The organism is Frondihabitans sp. Leaf304 (assembly GCF_001423105.1).
GTDB lineage: Bacteria > Actinomycetota > Actinomycetes > Actinomycetales > Microbacteriaceae > Frondihabitans.
The window spans coordinates 1,285,646-1,302,874 of the sequence record NZ_LMNV01000002.1; the positions used below are offsets into that span (position 1 = coordinate 1,285,646).

General features: G+C 67.5%; 18 protein-coding genes. 4 read left to right on the top strand and 14 right to left on the bottom strand.

The genetic code is table 11. The annotated features are described in order from the left end of the window. Positions 1 to 23: 23 nt before the first annotated feature. From ASF54_RS05695 to ASF54_RS05710, 4 genes are all read right to left on the bottom strand, one after another. Positions 24 to 989, bottom strand: a complete 966-nt coding sequence (locus ASF54_RS05695; protein WP_055959675.1) for a 1,4-dihydroxy-2-naphthoate polyprenyltransferase — start codon at positions 987 to 989, stop codon at positions 24 to 26. 90 nt (positions 990 to 1,079) lie between these two features. Next, a complete protein-coding gene (locus ASF54_RS05700) occupies positions 1,080 to 3,083 on the bottom strand; it encodes an acyltransferase family protein (RefSeq protein WP_084815978.1) in 2,004 nt (667 codons plus the stop codon). 53 nt (positions 3,084 to 3,136) lie between these two features. After that, positions 3,137 to 4,261 (bottom strand): AMP-binding protein, encoded by a 1,125-nt coding sequence (locus ASF54_RS05705; RefSeq protein ID WP_055959679.1) that lies wholly within the window; start codon positions 4,259 to 4,261, stop codon positions 3,137 to 3,139. 18 nt (positions 4,262 to 4,279) lie between these two features. After that, positions 4,280 to 5,188 (bottom strand): 1,4-dihydroxy-2-naphthoyl-CoA synthase, encoded by a 909-nt coding sequence (locus ASF54_RS05710; RefSeq protein ID WP_055959681.1) that lies wholly within the window; start codon positions 5,186 to 5,188, stop codon positions 4,280 to 4,282. Between the two features lie 42 nt (positions 5,189 to 5,230). On the opposite strand from ASF54_RS05710, the gene ASF54_RS05715 reads away from it, so the two are divergent. Then, positions 5,231 to 6,226, top strand: a complete 996-nt coding sequence (locus tag ASF54_RS05715; RefSeq protein WP_055959683.1) for an o-succinylbenzoate synthase — start codon at positions 5,231 to 5,233, stop codon at positions 6,224 to 6,226. Between the two features lie 123 nt (positions 6,227 to 6,349). Here the strand turns inward: ASF54_RS05715 and ccsB are convergent, their stop codons facing one another. From ccsB to ASF54_RS05740, 5 genes are read right to left on the bottom strand one after another with little or no spacing between them, the layout of a single operon-like run. Further along, entirely contained in the window at positions 6,350 to 7,363 is a 1,014-nt protein-coding gene (gene ccsB / locus ASF54_RS05720) for a c-type cytochrome biogenesis protein CcsB (protein ID WP_055959685.1), read from the bottom strand. Continuing rightward, positions 7,360 to 9,096, bottom strand: a complete 1,737-nt coding sequence (resB, locus tag ASF54_RS05725) for a cytochrome c biogenesis protein ResB (protein WP_084815980.1) — start codon at positions 9,094 to 9,096, stop codon at positions 7,360 to 7,362. The genes ccsB and resB overlap by 4 nt, the downstream gene beginning before the upstream one ends. Further along, positions 9,080 to 9,844, bottom strand: coding sequence for a cytochrome c biogenesis CcdA family protein (locus ASF54_RS05730; RefSeq protein ID WP_055959687.1), 765 nt, complete (start codon positions 9,842 to 9,844; stop codon positions 9,080 to 9,082). Before ASF54_RS05730 ends, resB begins: the two co-directional genes overlap by 17 nt. After that, positions 9,845 to 10,453 carry a TlpA family protein disulfide reductase gene (locus ASF54_RS05735; protein ID WP_326934268.1) on the bottom strand — a complete coding sequence of 203 codons (609 nt, stop codon included), beginning with the start codon at positions 10,451 to 10,453 and terminating at the stop codon, positions 9,845 to 9,847. It abuts the gene before it with no gap. After that, on the bottom strand, positions 10,450 to 11,091 hold the full coding sequence (locus tag ASF54_RS05740; RefSeq protein ID WP_055959688.1) for a histidine phosphatase family protein: 642 nt from the start codon (positions 11,089 to 11,091) through the stop codon (positions 10,450 to 10,452). The genes ASF54_RS05735 and ASF54_RS05740 overlap by 4 nt, the downstream gene beginning before the upstream one ends. 108 nt (positions 11,092 to 11,199) lie before the next feature. On the opposite strand from ASF54_RS05740, the gene aspS reads away from it, so the two are divergent. Beyond that, a complete protein-coding gene (gene aspS / locus ASF54_RS05745) occupies positions 11,200 to 12,528 on the top strand; it encodes an aspartate--tRNA(Asn) ligase (RefSeq protein WP_055959690.1) in 1,329 nt (442 codons plus the stop codon). Positions 12,529 to 12,929: 401 nt separating this feature from the next. Here aspS and ASF54_RS05750 read toward each other — a convergent pair whose 3' ends face one another. The 5 genes from ASF54_RS05750 to ASF54_RS05765 form a co-directional block, all read right to left on the bottom strand. Then, a complete protein-coding gene (locus ASF54_RS05750) occupies positions 12,930 to 13,232 on the bottom strand; it encodes a Dabb family protein (protein WP_055959692.1) in 303 nt (100 codons plus the stop codon). Further along, positions 13,229 to 13,528, bottom strand: coding sequence for a glutaredoxin family protein (locus ASF54_RS05755; RefSeq protein WP_055959694.1), 300 nt, complete (start codon positions 13,526 to 13,528; stop codon positions 13,229 to 13,231). The genes ASF54_RS05750 and ASF54_RS05755 overlap by 4 nt, the downstream gene beginning before the upstream one ends. Before the next feature lie 268 nt (positions 13,529 to 13,796). Beyond that, positions 13,797 to 13,895, bottom strand: coding sequence for a 30S ribosomal protein bS22 (locus ASF54_RS16040; protein ID WP_003792170.1), 99 nt, complete (start codon positions 13,893 to 13,895; stop codon positions 13,797 to 13,799). 158 nt (positions 13,896 to 14,053) lie between these two features. Then, on the bottom strand, positions 14,054 to 14,248 hold the full coding sequence (locus tag ASF54_RS05760; RefSeq protein WP_055959696.1) for a helix-turn-helix domain-containing protein: 195 nt from the start codon (positions 14,246 to 14,248) through the stop codon (positions 14,054 to 14,056). Between the two features lie 150 nt (positions 14,249 to 14,398). Then, positions 14,399 to 14,959, bottom strand: coding sequence for an ArsR/SmtB family transcription factor (locus ASF54_RS05765; RefSeq protein WP_055959697.1), 561 nt, complete (start codon positions 14,957 to 14,959; stop codon positions 14,399 to 14,401). A gap of 75 nt (positions 14,960 to 15,034) precedes the next feature. On the opposite strand from ASF54_RS05765, the gene ASF54_RS05770 reads away from it, so the two are divergent. Together ASF54_RS05770 and ASF54_RS05775 are read left to right on the top strand one after the other, a co-directional pair. Continuing rightward, positions 15,035 to 16,528: a TrkH family potassium uptake protein gene (locus tag ASF54_RS05770; protein WP_084816146.1), complete on the top strand. Its 1,494-nt coding sequence runs from the start codon at positions 15,035 to 15,037 to the stop codon at positions 16,526 to 16,528. After that, positions 16,521 to 17,192 carry a potassium channel family protein gene (locus tag ASF54_RS05775; RefSeq protein WP_055959699.1) on the top strand — a complete coding sequence of 224 codons (672 nt, stop codon included), beginning with the start codon at positions 16,521 to 16,523 and terminating at the stop codon, positions 17,190 to 17,192. The genes ASF54_RS05770 and ASF54_RS05775 overlap by 8 nt, the downstream gene beginning before the upstream one ends. Positions 17,193 to 17,229: the final 37 nt, after the last annotated feature.

Sequence of the window (17,229 nt, forward strand, 5' to 3'; positions counted from 1 at the left end):
GTGCAGCGGCGTCGAGCTCTGGGTCAGCCGAGCTGCAAGAAGAAGATCACGGCCGCCAGCGCGAGCGAGAAGGCCAGCGCTGAGAACGACGACAGCTTCAGAGCGAGGATCATCTCTTTCGGCGTTTTCGCCGTCACGCCGATGATGAGCGCGGGAAGCGTCAGGATCAACGTGAAGTAGACATAGCCCGCGTTGACGAAGAAGATCAGGAAGAAGATCATCAGCACATACGGCAGCAACAGGAAGAGGGCATAGGCCGCCCGCGACCAGCGGGCGCCGAGGAGAACGGCGAGAGTTCGCTTGCCGGCCTGGGCGTCTTGCGGGATGTCGCGAATGTTGTTGATCATCAGCACGGCGCACGAGAAGAGGCCGATCATCACGGCCATGACCCAGCCCCACGACTGAAGGACGTGCTCTTGCACGAACTCGGTGCCGAGAGTCGCGACCAGGCCGAAGAAGACGAAGACGAAGATCTCGCCCATCGCGTTGTAACCGTAGGGGCGCTTGCCCCCGGTGTAGAACCACGCGGCGATCACACAGACGGCGCCCACGAGGAGCAGCCACCAGAACTGGGTGACGACCACGATGGCGATGCCCGCGAGAGCGGCGACGCCGAACGAGACGAACGCGACGTTGCGAACACGCTTGGGATTGGCGACGCCACCCCCGGTCAGACGGGCCGGGCCCACGCGGTACTTGTCGGTGCCGCGGATGCCGTCGGAGTAGTCGTTGGCGTAGTTGACGCCGATCTGCAGGAACAGCGCGACCACGAGGCAGAGGACGGCGAGCGGCCAGTCGAACGCATTGGACTGGTTGGCGGCCGCACTGCCGAGCGCGACCGGCGCAATGGCGAGCGTGAGGGTGCGGGGGCGGGCTCCCGCGATCCAATCGCTTGCCGTCGCCTTCCGCGCAGGAACGCGACCGGGTCGCCCGCCCGGACGACCGGCGGGTTTGCGCGTGGACTTGCTCTTCGACTTCGACTGGGACACGCCGGAAGTTTACCGTCGCGGGGTAGCAGGTAAGCGCCGCAGACGTTACGGGTACCACTGAATTCAGGCTCGGGGGCGGCCCGACACGAGTCAGCCGCCCGACGCCGCCCGAGCCTCGGCCCGGTCGACCGCCTCGCGCAGAAAGAGGCCGAGCGCGGGCCCGAGCGTCGCGGTGTACTGCGGCGCGAGGTGGTTGTAGTCGCGGTAGACCTTGACGCCCTCGACCTCGACCTTGCACTCGTCGTAGTCGCAGAGGCGGTCGGTCGTGGTAAAGATCGGCGCGACGCCGCGCTGCGCCTGAACTCGCGCCGAGAGCGCCTGCAGGGGTGCGATCTGGTCGAGTGCCTCGCCGCGGGGCGAGGCGCAGGAGCGCGCCGTGCCGCCCGGCGCCGCCAGGCAGGCGCCGGGGTCGTAGTGAAATCGGGGATTGTCTCGGATCGCCGCGATCTCGCCGGTCGACCTCGACGTCTGGTCGATCCACTTCTCGTAGGCGTCTACCCAGACCTTTTTCTGCGCGGATTCGGCGAGCACCGCGCCCTTCGTCGAGCGAATCCGACCGAGGTAGGCCTCGGCCTGCGAGATCACGACCGCCGTCGGGTGCAGGTCAGCGACCACGCGCGCCGTCTCGTCGCGAAACGCCTGACACCCCGCGGGAGCCTTGCCGGTCGTCATGACCGTCGTCACGTCGATCGCCGGACAGGCGCTCCGCCAGCGGTAGACGAGGCGGATCTTCTCGCGCCGGGCCGCCTCGCCGAGAGCCGCCTCGAAATGGCCGGCGTGGGAGTCGCCGACGACGACCACCACGGTCGAGCTCGTCACATCGCCCAGGATGCAGAGAGGAACCCCCGACGCCGATTTCTCTGTCGAGAGGCACGCGTCGGACGGCAGCTCGTCCGACGAAGTCGCGGCGAGTTGCTCTGCCGCCTCAGCGGCCGATCGCCCTTGAAACCAGGTGGCGCCCGAGAAGACGCCGGCCACCAGCACGAAGGCGCCGGCTGCGACGAACGAGACCCGTGCCGATCGGGCGAGAGGTGGAGCGAACCGGACCGGGTTCTCGAAGAAGGCATAGGCCGAAGCGCCGACGACGAGAGCGAGAAGGCCCGCGGCGATGCGAATCCAGGGCGATTCGGAGCGCAGGGCCACGGGCAGGAGAACGATGAGCGGCCAATGCCAGAGATACCAGGAGTACGACACCGTGCCGAGAAAACGGAGCGGTCGCGCCTCGAGCACCCGCGTGGGCAGTGCCGTCGAGCGCGAGGGCGGACCGAGACCACCGACGATCACCAGCAGCGTGGCCGCGACGGGAAGCATCGCGGCCTTACCCGGGTAGGGAGCATCAGACGGCAGCCCGACAACGATCGCCACGAGGCCGAACACTCCGATACCGCCGCAGAGCGCGCGAACCACGCCCGACCCGATCAGGCCGACGGGAACGAGCGCGAGCAGGCCGGCGAGTGCGAACTCCCAGGCGCGGGTAGGTAGCAGATAGAAAGCCGCTTGCGGGTGGGACGGCGTCGCAAAAGCCGACAGGGCCAAGGATCCGGCCCCGACGACCCCGAACACCGCCGCGAGAGCCACTCGTGGCCGGCATCCGGCCCGCACGGCCACGCTCACCACGGCGACGAGCAGCACGGGCCACACGAGGTAGAACTGCTCTTCGACGCTCAGCGACCAGGTGTGGAGGTAGGGCTGCGGCACCATCAGGTCGTGGGTGAAGTAGTCGTCTGACTGCCGGGCGAAGAAAAAGTTCGACACGAAGAGCAGCGCCGCACCCGCCTGCTTACCGATCGACAGCCAGTTGACCGGCGGGAGAAAGAGCAGTGCCAGGGGCAAGGTCAAGACGATCATCAGTGCAGCCGCGGGCACGAGGCGGCGGAGGCGCTTGGCCCAGAAGCGGCCGAGGTGGAGGCGGCCGGTCGTCTCGAGCTCGCGGAGGAGCTGCCCCGTGATGAGAAAGCCCGAGATGACGAAGAAGACGTCGACTCCGACGAAGCCGCCGGAAAACCCGGGCACTCCGGCGTGGAAGGCGACGACCGGGACGATGGCGAGCGCGCGGAGGCCGGTGATGTCGTGCCGCATCGCTCTCTGTTGCATGCCATCCCCCTCGCGCTCGATCAGCTCAGTGGGTATGCATTATGTCACCTATCTCATGCGAGGCGCGCCAGCTGTGCACGGTCGGGTTTGCCGCTCGGCAGCAGCGGAATGGAATCGACGACGACGAGACGGTCGGGTGCAGCCGATCGGCCCACGACCGAGGTCACGGCTGCGCGAAGAGCAGTGAGGTCGATCGGCGGCGCGACCGCGACCACGACGGGCACCTCGCCCCAACGCTCCGACGGCGCCCTGACCACGACTGCGTCGGCGAACCCCGGCAACTCGCGGACCGCGCGCTCGACCACGCCGAGGGAGACCTTCTCGCCGCCCGAGATGATCACGTCGTCGAGTCGGCCGATCACAGTGACCCTGGCGTCGGGGCCGACGGATCCTGCGTCTCCGGTGCGGTACCACCGCCGCCCCTCGCGCTCGACGAAGGCGGCCTCGGTGCGAGCGGGATCGCGCAGGTAGTACTCGGCGAGAGTCGGCCCGGAGAGCTCGAGCTGGCCGTCGACCACTGCGGCCAGCGTCTGGCCGACCGGAACGCCGTCGTAGACACAACCGCCACTGGTCTCGCTCGACCCGTAGGTGCGCACGACCCGCACACCGGCCTTCTCGGCACGGGCCAAAAGCGCCGCGGGCGTGGCCTGCCCACCGACGAGGACCGCGTCGAAGCGGCCGAGGATCCGCTGGCCCGCCCGATCGACCTCGGCGAGATCGAGCACACGGCCGAGCTGAGCGGGCACCAGCGACGTGTACCGGACCGCGTGAGTGAGACTTGCCGCCGCGTCGAGGAACGCCTGCGGATCGAAGTGCCCCACCGGCAGCAGCGCCGGCTCGGTGTCGGCGGCGATCGACCGGACCAGCACGTTGAGCCCCGCGACGTAGTGCCCCGGCAGAGCCAGGACCCACTGCCCCGGGCCGCTCAGGGCAGCATCGGCCGCCGCGGCGCCGGAGAGCAGGGCACCGGCCGACAGGGCGACACGCTTCGTCTGCCCAGTGGAGCCGCTCGTCTCGATGACGACCGCGACGCGTTTCTCGACCTCCGCCGGAAGGTCGACCGGCACCGAGTTGTCGGTGCGGGGGTTGATCGCCGGTCCGCCAGACAGCGCGGCACGCAGCGCGACCATCACTGCCTGTGGTGAGCGCGCGTCGATCGCCCGGAGCTCGTGCGTCACAGCGAGACCGCGCTCACGTCAGAACTGCCAGGGGTAGGGCGACCAGTCGGGCGAGCGCTTCTCGAGGAACGCGTCGCGGCCTTCGACCGCCTCGTCGGTGCCGTACGCCAACCGCGTCGCCTCGCCGGCGAACACCTGCTGGCCGACCATGCCGTCGTCGACGGCGTTGAAGGAGAACTTCAGCATGCGGATCGCCGTCGGCGACTTGCCCATGATGATCCGGGCCCAGCGGAGAGCCTCGACTTCGAGGTCTTTGTGATCGACGACGGCGTTGACGGCGCCCATCTCGTAGGCACGCTGGGCGGAGTACTCCTGGGCGAGGAAGAACACCTCGCGAGCCAGCTTCTGGCCGATCTGCCGGGCGTAGTAGGCGCTGCCGTAGCCGCCGTCGAACGAGCCGACGTCGGCGTCGGTCTGCTTGAACCGACCGTGCTCGCGACTGGCGATCGTCAGGTCGGCGACGGCGTGAAGCGAGTGGCCACCGCCCGCGGCCCAGCCGGGAACGACGGCGATGACGACCTTCGGCATGGTGCGCATGAGCCGCTGCACCTCGAGGATGTGCAGGCGGCCGTTGCGGGCGGGGTCGGGCTTCAGGGCCTCGTCACCTTCGTATTTGTAACCGTCTCGCCCCCGGATCCTCTGGTCTCCGCCCGAGCAGAATGCCCAGCCGCCGTCTTTCGCGCTGGGGCCGTTGCCGGTGAGCAGCACGACGCCGATCTTCGGGTTCATGCGCGCGTCGTCGAGAGCGCGGTAGAGCTCGTCGACCGTGTGCGGCCGGAAGGCATTGCGCACCTCGGGGCGGTCGAACGCGATGCGCGCGACCTGGCCGTTCACGTCGTGGTGGTACGTGATGTCGGTGAGCTCACCCGCTCCCGGCGCCTCTCGCCACTCGGTCGGATCGAACAGGTCGGAGACGGTGTCGCTCATGCCGCCAGCCTATCGACCGGGGCCGAGTGGAAGACTCGGGGCATGCTCCCCTCCCCTCCGCCGCTGCCCCCGCTCGGCGACCTCACCCGCGACGCGTTCGTGGTCGCCCTGCCGCTCCGCAATCGCTTTCGCGGGGTCGACGTGCGCGAGGCGCTTCTCGTCGAGGGGCCGAACGGCTGGTCCGAGTTCAGCCCGTTCGTCGAGTACGACGCCGCCGAGGCCTCGTCGTGGCTCGCCGCGACCGTCGACTTCGGCTGGGGCCACCCGTCTGAAACGCTGCGGACGAGGATCCCGGTCAACGCCACTCTCCCCGCCGTCGCGGCCGACCTGGTGCCCTCGATCCTCGCCCGCTATGCCGGCTGCCGCACCGTCAAGGTCAAAGTGGCCGAACCTGGCCAGACCCTCGCCGACGACGTCGCACGGGTTGCAGCAGCCCGCGAGTTCGTCGGGCCCGGTGGGCGCGTGCGCGTCGACGCCAACATGCACTGGACGGTCGACGAGACGCTCCGCGCATTGGAGGCGCTCGCGCCGTTCGACCTGGAGTACGTGGAGCAGCCGTGCCGAACCGTCGCCGAGTTGGCCGCCGTGCGTGCCGCGGAAACGGGCGTCCCGGTTGCCGCCGACGAGAGCGTGCGCAAAGCTGCCGACCCGCTCGCAGTCGCTCGCGCCGGCGCCGCCGACCTGCTCGTGATCAAGGCTCAACCGCTGGGCGGGGTGACCGCAGCGTCGCACATCGTCGAGGAAGCCGGGTTGCCCGTCGTCGTCTCGAGTGCGATCGACACGTCGGTCGGGCTGTCGATGGGGGCCCACCTCGCCGCTGCCGTGCCGACCCTCGACCACGACTGCGGGCTCGGCACGGCGGCCATGCTCACCGCCGACGTCTCGCGCGAGCCGCTGCTGCCGGAGAGCGGCGGCATCGACGTGCGACGGGTCGACGTCGATGTCGACCTCCTGCGGGCCTCCGCCGCTCCGGTCGGGCGCCGAGCGTGGTGGCTCGACCGGGTGCGGGCGGCGTACGAGGTGCTCGAAGCGCGCTAAACCCGCTCAGTCGGCCTAAACACCTGCCCTAGGAGCGGTGTTTCTGCCGACTGTGCGGGTCTGTGCCGATCGAGCGGGTCTGTGCCGACCGAGTGGGCCTCTGCCGATCGCTAGGGCTTCGGTCTACAGCCCGGAGTAGGCGTGCAGACCCTTGAAGAACAGGTTCACGATCGAGAAGTTGAACATCACCGCGGCGAAGCCGACCAGCGACAGCCACGACGACCGGGCGCCGCGCCAGCCACGAGTGGCCCGGGCGTGGATGTATCCGGCATAGATGACCCAGATGATGAAGGTCCAGACCTCTTTGGTGTCCCAGCCCCAGTAGCGACCCCACGCCTTCTCGGCCCAGACGGCGCCGGCGATGAGGGTGAAGGTCCAGAGCACGAAGCCGACGAGGGCGATGCGGTAGGCCAGGTCTTCGAGGCGCTCGGCCCCGGGGAGGGTGTCGAACAGCTTGATGCCGGCGTTCTTCGAGGCCTCGCGACGCTCCTGGATGATCTGCGCCGCAGAGAGCCCACCGGCGATGGCGAAGAAAGCCGTGCCGAGACACGCGACGAACACGTGGATGACGAGCCAGTACGACTGCAGGGCCGGCACGAGCGGGCTGACCGTCACGTAGAAGTTGACGACCGCGACGCCCAGCAGGATCAGGTTGAGGCCCATCACGTAGGCGCCCAGGTAGCGAAGGTCGACGACGAGGTTGACCAGCAGGAAGACACCGACGATGAGAGCGGTACCGGTGAGTCCGAACTCGAACATGTTGGCCCACGGCACACGCCCCGCGGCGAGACCACGGAAGACGACGGAGGCGATGTGAACGGCGAGCCCGAGCACCATCATCGAGATGCCGATGCGCTCGAACTTCGACGAGCGGCGGGCCGTCTCGCCGGGCTCAGTGACGTCGGTGCGCTCGAGGAGGAGGGTGCCCCCGGCGCTGCCGGTGGATCCTGCGCTCGCGCTAGCGCCGGCCAGTGCCGACTGACGCGACTGTGCCTTGAGTGCCGCCGTCGCGGCGATCTGCGCGTCGCCCGAGCGCTTGGCGAGGTCGAGCGCGAACGCGATGAACGCGATCACGTAGATCGCGATCGCCGAGTAGGCCGCGTAGAGGCACAGGGTCGAGAATTCTGCTGACGTCACGATGACACCTTACGTCGATCCGAGGCCGTCTTCGGGGTGAGTGCGGCCAGATGTTTCTTGGCGAGATCGTCGACTGCTCTCTCGAGAGTCGGGTCTTCTCCGCGGGCGAGACCCGCGTATTCGATTCGGAGCCCGTCGTCACCCTGCACGGCCTTGACCCAGACGCGCCGACGCGGCACGAACAGCCCGGTCAGCAGGCCGAGGACGATGAGTATCGCGAAGACGAGCACATAGATCTGCGTGGGGTCGTGGTGGATGTCGAGAGACACGAACCGCTTGACGTCGTTGAACTGCACCGAGCCGAGGCCGTTCGGGAGCTTGACCGTCTGGCCGGGCTCGAGGGTGAGCGGTTTCTCGACTGCATTGCTGCCCGTCGCGGCAATTGGCTTGAGCCCGACCGTGTCGAGTTCGTAGACCGAGCGCGGAACCCCGTCGTCAAGGCCGAGGTCGCCCGCATAGACGCTGAGCGTGAGCTTGGGGTTGATGTCGTCCGGGTAGTTCGAGGCCAGTGCCCCACTCGAGAGCTTGGTGGCGCTCGGGTAGAAGAACCCGATCATTCCGAGCTGAGTCGGTTTGGCGTCCGGCACTTTGATGACACCGAGCGAGGTCAGGTTGGAATCCTGCGGAAGGAACGGGATCGTGTCTTTCAGGGCGATATTGCCCTCGCCATCGCGCACCGTCACGTCGACCGCATAGCCGTTGCCGAGCAGGTAGACGTTCGATCCGCCGATCGAAAGGGGGTCGTTCACCTTGATCGTCGTCTTCTTGCTCGCCTGGCCGGGCTGCGAGGTCGTGACGTAGGTCGTGTAGTCGGTCGGCGTACCGATCGCGTCGATGATCTTGTCTTCGTACTTGACGGTGAACTTGTCGATCGCGATGTTGAACGGCTTGAGCTGAGAGTCGGAGAAGAAACGGCCCGGGTTGAACGAGTCGTACGAGCCCAGCACGTTCGAGAACGTCTGCCCCTCGACGACGACACGTTGACCGGTGTAGCCGAAGCCGCCGCCGATACCGACCGTGACGAGCACTCCGAGCAGGGCCGTGTGGAACACCAGGTTTCCGGTTTCGCGCAGGTAACCGCGCTCGGCGCTGACCGAGTCGCCGTAGACGCGGGTGCGGTAGCCGGCGCGGCGAAGGTGCTGGCGGGCCGTGGCGACAGCGATCTCGGCCGAGACGGGTGCCGTGTCGCCGGTGACAGTCGGAGCCTGGTGCGTCTGGAATCCGGCCAGGCGCGACAACCGCGCCGGAGTCTTGGGCGGCGCGGAGCGGAGCGCCTCGAGGTGGTGCTTCACGCGCGGGATGATGCAGCCGACGAGCGAGATGAACAGCAGCAGGTAGACGGCCGAGAACCACGGCGTCGTGAACGTCGAGAACAGCCCGAGCTTGTCGAGGATCGGGTACAGCTGCGGATGGTCGGTCTTGTACTGAACGACGCCGTTGGGGTCGGACGACGTCTGCGGCACCAGCGAACCCGGCACGGCCGCCAGGGCGAGCAGCATAAGCAGGAGCAGCGCCGTGCGCATGCTCGTGAGCTGTCGCCAGAAAAAGCGGAGATAGCCGACGAACCCGAGCTTCGGCTGCGTGATGCCGGAGTCGGAGTCGACCTGCTCGACGGAGTCGATGTGGTCGCTCGGCCGAAGCGGGTCGGCCCGCTCGTCGGTGCGGTCGGAGGTGCCGTCGACCTGGGGCTCCGCGGGCTCGACGGGCCCGTTCGAATCAGACGACCGTGCCATAGCTGGAGATCACCACCCCGAGGCGCGACATGAGGTCACTCCAGACCCCGGCGACCATGAGAACTCCGATGACCACGAGAAGGGTGCCTCCCACAAGGTTGACGGCACGAACGTGCCTTTTGACGAATGCGATCGTGCGCGTCATCCAGCCAAGGCCGAGCGCCACGAAAAGGAACGGGAGCCCGAGGCCCAGGCAGTAGAAGAGCCCCAGCAGAAACCCTTGCCCGGCCGACCCGGAATTGAGCGACAGGGCCGTGATGGCCGTGAGCGTCGGGCCGAGGCAGGGGCTCCAGCCGAGGCCGAAGACGACACCGAGCAACGGCGCGCCCGCCAGGCCCACCTTCGGGCTGATCTGGAGCTTCGCGGTGCGCTGGAAGAACGGGAAGTTGCCGATGAAGACGAGCCCCATGAGGATCACGACGACACCGAGGATCCGGGTGATCACGTTTCGCCACTCGAGAAACCAGAATCCGAGCACACCCGCCGCGGTATTGAACGCCACGAACACCAGCGTGAAACCCAGCACGAAAAGGACGACCCCGAGCACGAGACGGCCACGGTCTTTTCGGCGACCCGTGGGATCCTGCGCTCCGCTCTGCAGACCCCCGATGTAGCCGAGGTAACCGGGCACGAGCGGGAGCACGCACGGCGACACGAACGAGATGATGCCCGCGAGCACGGCCACGGGAAGCGCTACCAGCAGCTGGCCGCTCGTGACCGCCTCGAAGAAGGGGTTGCCCTGATACACCTAGTTCTTCTCTGCGAGCGTGTCGCTGATCAGGGTGTTCAAGACGCCCTTGTCGGCCTCGCCGAGGATGCTCGACGCGACACGCCCCTTCTTGTCGAGGACGATCGTCGTGGGCGTCGCGTTGGCGCTGCCCCGGGCTCCGGCCAGCGCGAGCTGCACCGTGGCGTTGCCCGAGTCGACGACGGACGGGTAGGTCATCTTGAAGGATCGGGCGAAGGCGCGAGCGGTGTCTTTCTCGTCGCGCACGTTGACGCCGATGAACTGCACGCCCTGATCGGCGTACTTCTTGCTGAGCGACTCGAGGTCGGGGGCCTCGACCCGGCACGGCGGGCACGAGGCGTACCAGAAGTTGAGCACGACGACCTTGCCCTCGTAGGTCGAGCGCGAGATCGAGGCGTCTTCGTCGGTCGTGGCAGTGAACTCGACGGGCTGCTTGCGGTCGGCGGGCTCGATCTCGGTGATCGTGCCGTCGCCCGAGATGTAGTTCTTGTTCGAGCCGCTCTGGTACTGAGAGAGCAGGTTGCTCGAGGAGCAGCCGGTCAGGCCGAGGGCGAGAGCCGCAGCCACCACGGAGAGACGGACGAGGGTCGAGGGGCGTTTCGGAATCACACGGCTCCAGAATCGAGGGCGGAAGTCTGCAGGGCGGCGGCCGGCTCGCGGTAGCCCACCTCGACGAACGCGTCGTCGCGGTGCTCGAGCGTCGTGATGCTCGACAGGGTGCACCGGCGATGGCGAGGGTCGTGGAAGAGCCTCTGGCCGGCAAGGGTTCGGTGGACCATCCAGATGGGCAGCTGGTGGCTGACGAGAACGATGTCGCCAGAGTCGACACTGCGCCAGGCAGTGTCGACGGCCGCCAGCATGCGAGCGGCGATGCTCACATAGGCCTCACCCCAGCTGGGCTTGAGCGGATTCGCGATCCAGGGCCACTCGCTCGGACGCGTGAGGGCCTTCGTGAAGCCGCCCGCCCGCCCCTCGAATTTGTTGGTCGGCTCGATAAGGCGCTCGTCGGTCTGGATCTCACGGTCGAAAAGCCGAGCCCACGGTGCCGCTGACTCTTGCGTGCGCTGCAGGGGGCTGGCGATGATCGCCGCGACCGGGGCGCCCTCCGCCTTCAGCGCCTCGGCGCTCGTCTCGGCCATTCGATGACCGAGCTCGGAGAGCCCGAACCCCTCGATACGCCCGTAGAGGACGCCGTCGGGGTTGAACACCTCGCCATGACGGACGAGGTGGATCTGGTTCGCGGGCACGGCATCCAGTGTAGATTGCGCGACTCGTCACACCTCCCACCAGGGTTTTCCACAGGGAGGACCTTGCTCGGCGTCGAGAGAGTCAGCCCTACCGTAAACTCAGGGCTCGTGACTGAACGCACCCTTATCAAAGACCTTGCTGCCTCCTCCGACGGGCCCGTGTCGGTGTCCGGATGGGTCGAGACGGTCCGCGATCAGAAGAAGGTGCAGTTCGTCGTCCTTCGCGATGAGTCCGGCGCCGTTCAGCTGGTGTCGCCCCGCTCGTTCGACGACGAGGGCGCGGCCATCGCCACCGCCGTCTCCGAGACCATCTCCTCGCTCTCGCAGGGCACCTTCCTCACGGCCACCGGCGAGCTGAAGCACGACGAGCGCGTCAAGCTCGGCGGGGTCGAGGTCAAGCTCGACGGTCTCGATGTGGCCGCCCTCGCGATCCCCGAGACCCCGATTGCCGACGACTCGGGCATCGACAAGCGCATGGACTGGCGCTTTCTCGACCTTCGCGTGCCGAAGAACGCCCTGATCTTCAAGATCCAGACAACCTTCCTCCACGCGCTCCGCACCTACTGGGTCGAGCACGACTTCGTCGAGGTGCAGACCCCCAAGCTCATGGCCTCGGCGAGCGAGTCGAAGGCTGAGCTGTTCCGCGTCGAGTACTTCGAGGGCAGCGCGTTCCTCTCGCAGAGCCCCCAGTTCTTCAAGCAGATGGCGCAGTCGGCCGGTTTCGGCAAGATCTTCGAGGTCGGGCCCGCGTTCCGCGCCGACCCGTCGTTCACCAGCCGCCACGCGACCGAGTTCACCTCCATCGACGCCGAGGTCAGCTGGATCGAGTCGCACGAAGACGTCATGAAGCTGCACGAAGAGCTCATGGTCGCTGGCTTCCAGGCTGTCGCCGACAAGCACGGCGCCGCGATCAAGGAGCTGTTCGACATCGACCTGGTCGTGCCGACCGTGCCGTTCCCGCGCATCCCGCTGGCCGAGGCCAAAGAAATCGTGGCCTCCCGCGGCTACGAGGTGCCCCGCGCCGACGACGATATGGACCCCGAGGGCGAACGTCAGATCGCGGCCTACGTGAAAGAGACGTACGGGCACGAGTTCGTCTTCCTCACCGACTACGCCTCGAGCATCCGGCCGTTCTATCACATGCGGCACGAGGGCGATGCGTCGCTCACCAACAGCTACGACCTCATCTTCAACGGCACCGAAATCTCGACGGGGGCCCAGCGCGAGCACCGCATCGACGTGCTCGAAGAGCAGGCACGCTCGAAGGGCCTTGAGCCCGAAGAGCTGTCGGGCTACCTCGACTTCTTCCGCTATGGCGTGCCCTCGCACGGTGGCTTCGGCATGGGCCTCGCGCGCGTGCTGATGCTGATGCTGCACCTGCCGAACCTGCGAGAGACGACGTTCCTGTTCCGCGGGCCGACGCGGCTCGAGCCGTAGGTCGCTGGCGGCTCGTTCGCTGGCGGCTCGTTCGCTGGCGGCTCGTTCGCTGGCGGCTCGTTCGCTGGCGGCTCGTACGCCGGCGGCTCGTACGCCGAGAGTGCACAAAACGCCCTCCCGCTTCGGCGCGGAGGGCGTTTTGCGTCCTCTCGGTTGGCGTGCCGCGGCGCGCGCGGCGGCGCAGGGCCGCGAGATGGCCGGATCTCCGCGAAAACGGCCCGCGGCCGGTAGTTCAGGCCACCTTGCGGGTCGCGCCGAGCTGAACCTGCGCCGAGATCGCAGAAGAAGTCGCCTGCACCCGACGCCAAGTGCGATCTCGGCACGGCGCTGGCGCCGTCGGCGGCCGGCGCCGACAGCGGCCGGCGCCCTCAGCGGTCAGCACCCTCAGCGGCCGGTGCCGCTCAGTACTCGTAGTCGATCGCAGCCCGACCCGACACGAGGGAGCGCACGAGCGCAGCCACCTCGAGGTGGTCGGGGTGGTTCTGGTACTCGTCGAGCCCCTCGAAGTCGTCGAAATCGGCGACGACGGCGAGGTCACCGTTCTTGTCGGGATAGGCGCCGTTGAGCCCGACGGTCAGCGACCGGATCGACCCGATGCGACCGACGAGGCCGGTAAGCGCCGACGTGATGCGCGCGATCGCTTCGGCCTTCTCCGTCTCGTCGGTTGCGGCGATGCTCCAGATGACGATGTGCTTGACACTCATGAATCGGCCTTTCGGTTCGGGTCAGAAGAGGCAGAAGGTGCGGCGGCACGAAGAGCGGTACGGAGCCGCTCGGGGTCGACCCGCCAGATGGTGTGGACGCGGCCATCGATCAGCACGACGGGAATTTCTTCGGCGTACTCCTCGGCCAGTGACGGATCGTCGAGGATCGACAGTTCGTCGTAGTCGCGGGCCCCACGGAACTCGACCTCGTCGAGAACGGCCTCAAGGGCCTGCCGGGCGTCATCGCAGAGATGGCAGCCGGGCTTCGTGAGCAGAGTGACGTGGGGAACGGGCACTCCCCCAGCGTACCGCCGAGCCCGGCACGTGCCCCGAGCACCCAGCACCCAGCGCCCAGCGCCGAGTGACGAGAACCGAGCCCCTTCCCGAGTGCCGCCCATTGCACGTGGGAGCCCGGCACCGGCGGCAATAGGCGGCACTCGGCAAGGGGCTCGCGGCCCAAGCGACCTCGGGGCGGAGATGGCACGCACCCGAGCCCGGCACGCAAAACGGCCGCCACCCGAGGGTGACGACCGAATAGCGAAGCTCTAAGACGTGCTCAGCGCTCTACTTCTTGTTGCGACGCTGGTGACGAGTCTTACGAAGCAGTTTGCGGTGCTTCTTCTTCGCCATGCGCTTGCGGCGTTTCTTGATAACAGAACCCATAGGGGACCTCACAGATTTCTTGAAACGGGACCTTTGGGATTCAAAGACCGTGCAGTACCGGGCCCCATTTGCAAGAACCGCGGAAAAATACTTCGCGTCAGTCTACTCGCCAGGCCAGCGAAAAACGAACCGAGCCATCGGAGCGAACAGACGGCCGATCAGCCGACGTCGCGAATGCCACCGCGAAGCACGGCAGCGACAGCCGTCTCGGGCACTCGGAACGAGCGACCGAAGCGAATGGCGGGCAGCTCGCCGGAATGGACCATCCGATAGACGGTCATTTTCGACACGCGCATCATGTCAGCCACTTCGGCCACCGTGAGAAAACGCACGTCCGTCAGGTCGTCCGACATGTTCCTGCCTAAGGTTTCGGGCCGACTGCCCCGGAGAGGCTCGCCCCCGGCGGGAGCGATCGGCGACTCGGGGCCGCCTGAGTGTTTCTCGTGTGCCCCGTGGCTACCTTAGAGGCGCATGTGACTCGCTGTCCAGCCGCAGCGTCACCCCTATTCGCGGTGCCCGAGACGCTTCTTGGCGGGGTCGAGGATCCGGCTCCGCGCCCCGGCGACAGCGCGCCCCAGGGTCGCACCTACGTCACCCACATCCGGGAGGTTCTGGGCAGCCCGACGGAGGGGCGCCGGCACGCCGACCACGCCCGAGCGCAACGGCACGACCGCGGCGAAGTCGACCTCGGGCAGGAACGGCGCGAGCCAGGCGTCGACCCGTTCGAGCGGCCTGCTGTCGAGGCTGTAGTAGCGGTGCTGACCGTCTTCGCGCACGTGCACGAGGCCGGCGAGGCGGAGCACGCGCAAATGCTTCGACACGGTGGGCTGGCTGAGGCCGAGCGCGACGACGAGCTCGCCGACGCTGTGCTCGACAGCGGGGCCGGGTTCGGTCGCGGGGCCGGGTTGCCCCGCGGCGCCGGGGAGGGGGCGGAACGCAGGATCCTTCGGGTCGCCTCGCAGAGAAAGCTCACGAAGAGGGTCTGCCGCGAGTGGCTCCCCTCGGAGAACGCGGAGCAGCTCACGACGAGTCGGGTCGGCGATCACAGCGAAGATGTCGGCCATGCTGCTCAGGCTATCGATGCGGGGCCGGGAGTACCATGACGGTTTTCGGGTGAATTCGGCGGGGTGGGAGGCCAGGTGGCGACAGCACCGCCGTCGACGAATCCGGAGTCGACGCAGCCCGCCGGAGGCGCGTTCTCGCGAGGTTCGGCCAAGGCTCTCCGCCCGTCGCGCACCCCCTGGGAGGCGTTCCGCGAGGGCGTCGACGACGTCAGCCGAAAGTCGCCCGCTCGGTTCGCGATCCTCATCTTCACCACGCTCATCCTGTTGTTCACGGCGATCTTCATGCTGCCGATCACCTCGACGTCGGGTGAGGTGACGCCGATCGCCGACTCGCTCTTCACCGCGGTGTCGGTCATCTGCGTCACCGGACTGGCCACGGTCGACATGGCGACGCACTGGTCGCCCTTTGGGCACGTCGTGATCTTCGTCGGCGTGCAGATCGGTGCGATCGGCGTGCTGACGGTGGCCTCGATCCTCGGCCTCGTCGTCTCGCGTCGACTCGGGCTCCGCTCGAAGCTTCTCGCGGCGAGCGACTCGAATCCCCTCCGCGGTCACGCGGGCCCGGTGCCCGAGGGGCAGGCGGTTCGGCTCGGCGAAGTCGGCGGGCTGCTCACCACGGTCGCCATCAGCGCTCTCGCGATCGAGTTCGTGATCGGCCTGCTGCTCATTCCGCGCATGCTGGTGGACGGGATCCCCATCGGCACGGCGATACTCGACAGCTTTTACTACGCGGCAATGGCATTCACGAACACCGGATTCGTGCCGAACGAGGCAGGCCTGTCGGCTTTCCAAGACGACTTCTACTTTCTCGGGCTGCTGATGGTGGCCGTCTTCCTCGGCAGCATCGGGTTTCCTGTCATCTACGCGATCACCCGCAACCCGCTGCATCCGAGGCGCTGGTCGCTGCACGTCAAGCTGACGCTCGTCACGACGCTGATCCTGCTCGTGCTCGGCACGATCGTCTACATCGTGCTCGAGTTCGACAACCCGCAGACCTTCGGCAGCAAAGACGCCGGTACGACGATCTTCCAGTCGCTGTTCTTGAGCACGATGACCAGGTCGGGCGGGTTCTCGACCATCGACATCTCCGACCTGCACGACTCGAGCCTGATCGTCACCGACATGCTCATGTTCATCGGCGGAGGCTCCGCCTCGACGGCCGGCGGCCTCAAGGTGACGACGCTCGCCGTGCTGTTCCTCGCCGCAGTCGCCGAGGCTCGCGGCAATCGGAGCATCGAGGTCTTCGGGCGCAGGATCCCCTCCGACGTCCTCCGGCTCTCCGTCAGCGTTGCGCTCTGGGGTGCGACCATCGTCGCCGTCGCGACCGTCGTGATCCTGCAGATCACCAAGGCGAGCCTCTCCGAAGTGCTCTTCGAGGTGATCTCGGCGTTCGCGACTTGCGGACTCTCGGTCGGTCTCACCGACAACCTGCCGGACGCCGCTAAGTACGTGCTCGCGGTCACGATGTGGATGGGACGCGTTGGTACAGTGACGCTCGCCGTCGCCCTGGCCAACAGTCAGCGTCGACAGCTCTTCACCCGCCCCGAAGAAAGGCCCATCGTTGGTTGAGCGGATCTCGCACGACGCACCCGTCCTCGTGATCGGACTCGGACGCTTCGGCGCCGCGACCGCGGGCCAGCTGGAGCGCCAGGATCGCGACGTGCTGGTCGTCGACACGAGCATCTCGCTCGTGCAGAAGTGGGCTGACCGGGTCACGCACGCTGTGCAGGCGGACGCCCGCGACATCGACGCCCTGCGTCAGATCGGTGCGACCGACTTCTCGATCGCGGTGGTGGGCGTCGGCTCGTCGATCGAGGCCAGCGTGCTTATCACGGCGAACCTCGTCGATCTCGGCATCCCGCAGATCTGGGCGAAGGCCATCTCGACCTCGCACGGCAAGATCCTGACCCGCATCGGGGCCACCCACGTCATCTACCCCGAGGCGGAGGCCGGCGAGCGCGTCGCGCACCTCGTCTCGGGCCGAATGCTCGATTACATCGAGTTCGATGACGAGTTCGCGATCGTGAAGATGTACCCGCCGAAATCGGTGCGCGGGCAGACCCTGGGTTCGTGCAAGGTGCTGCCGAAGTTCGGCGTGACGATCGTCGGGGTCAAGGGCCCCGGCGGTGCCTTCATGGAGGCACGCCCCGAGACAGTGGTCGGCGATCACGACCTCATCATCGTCAGCGGCACCGAGTCCGATCTCGAGCGGTTCAGCGCGCTCGAGAGCTGAGGTGAGCGGGGCTCCGCGGATCCTTCGCTTCCTCTGA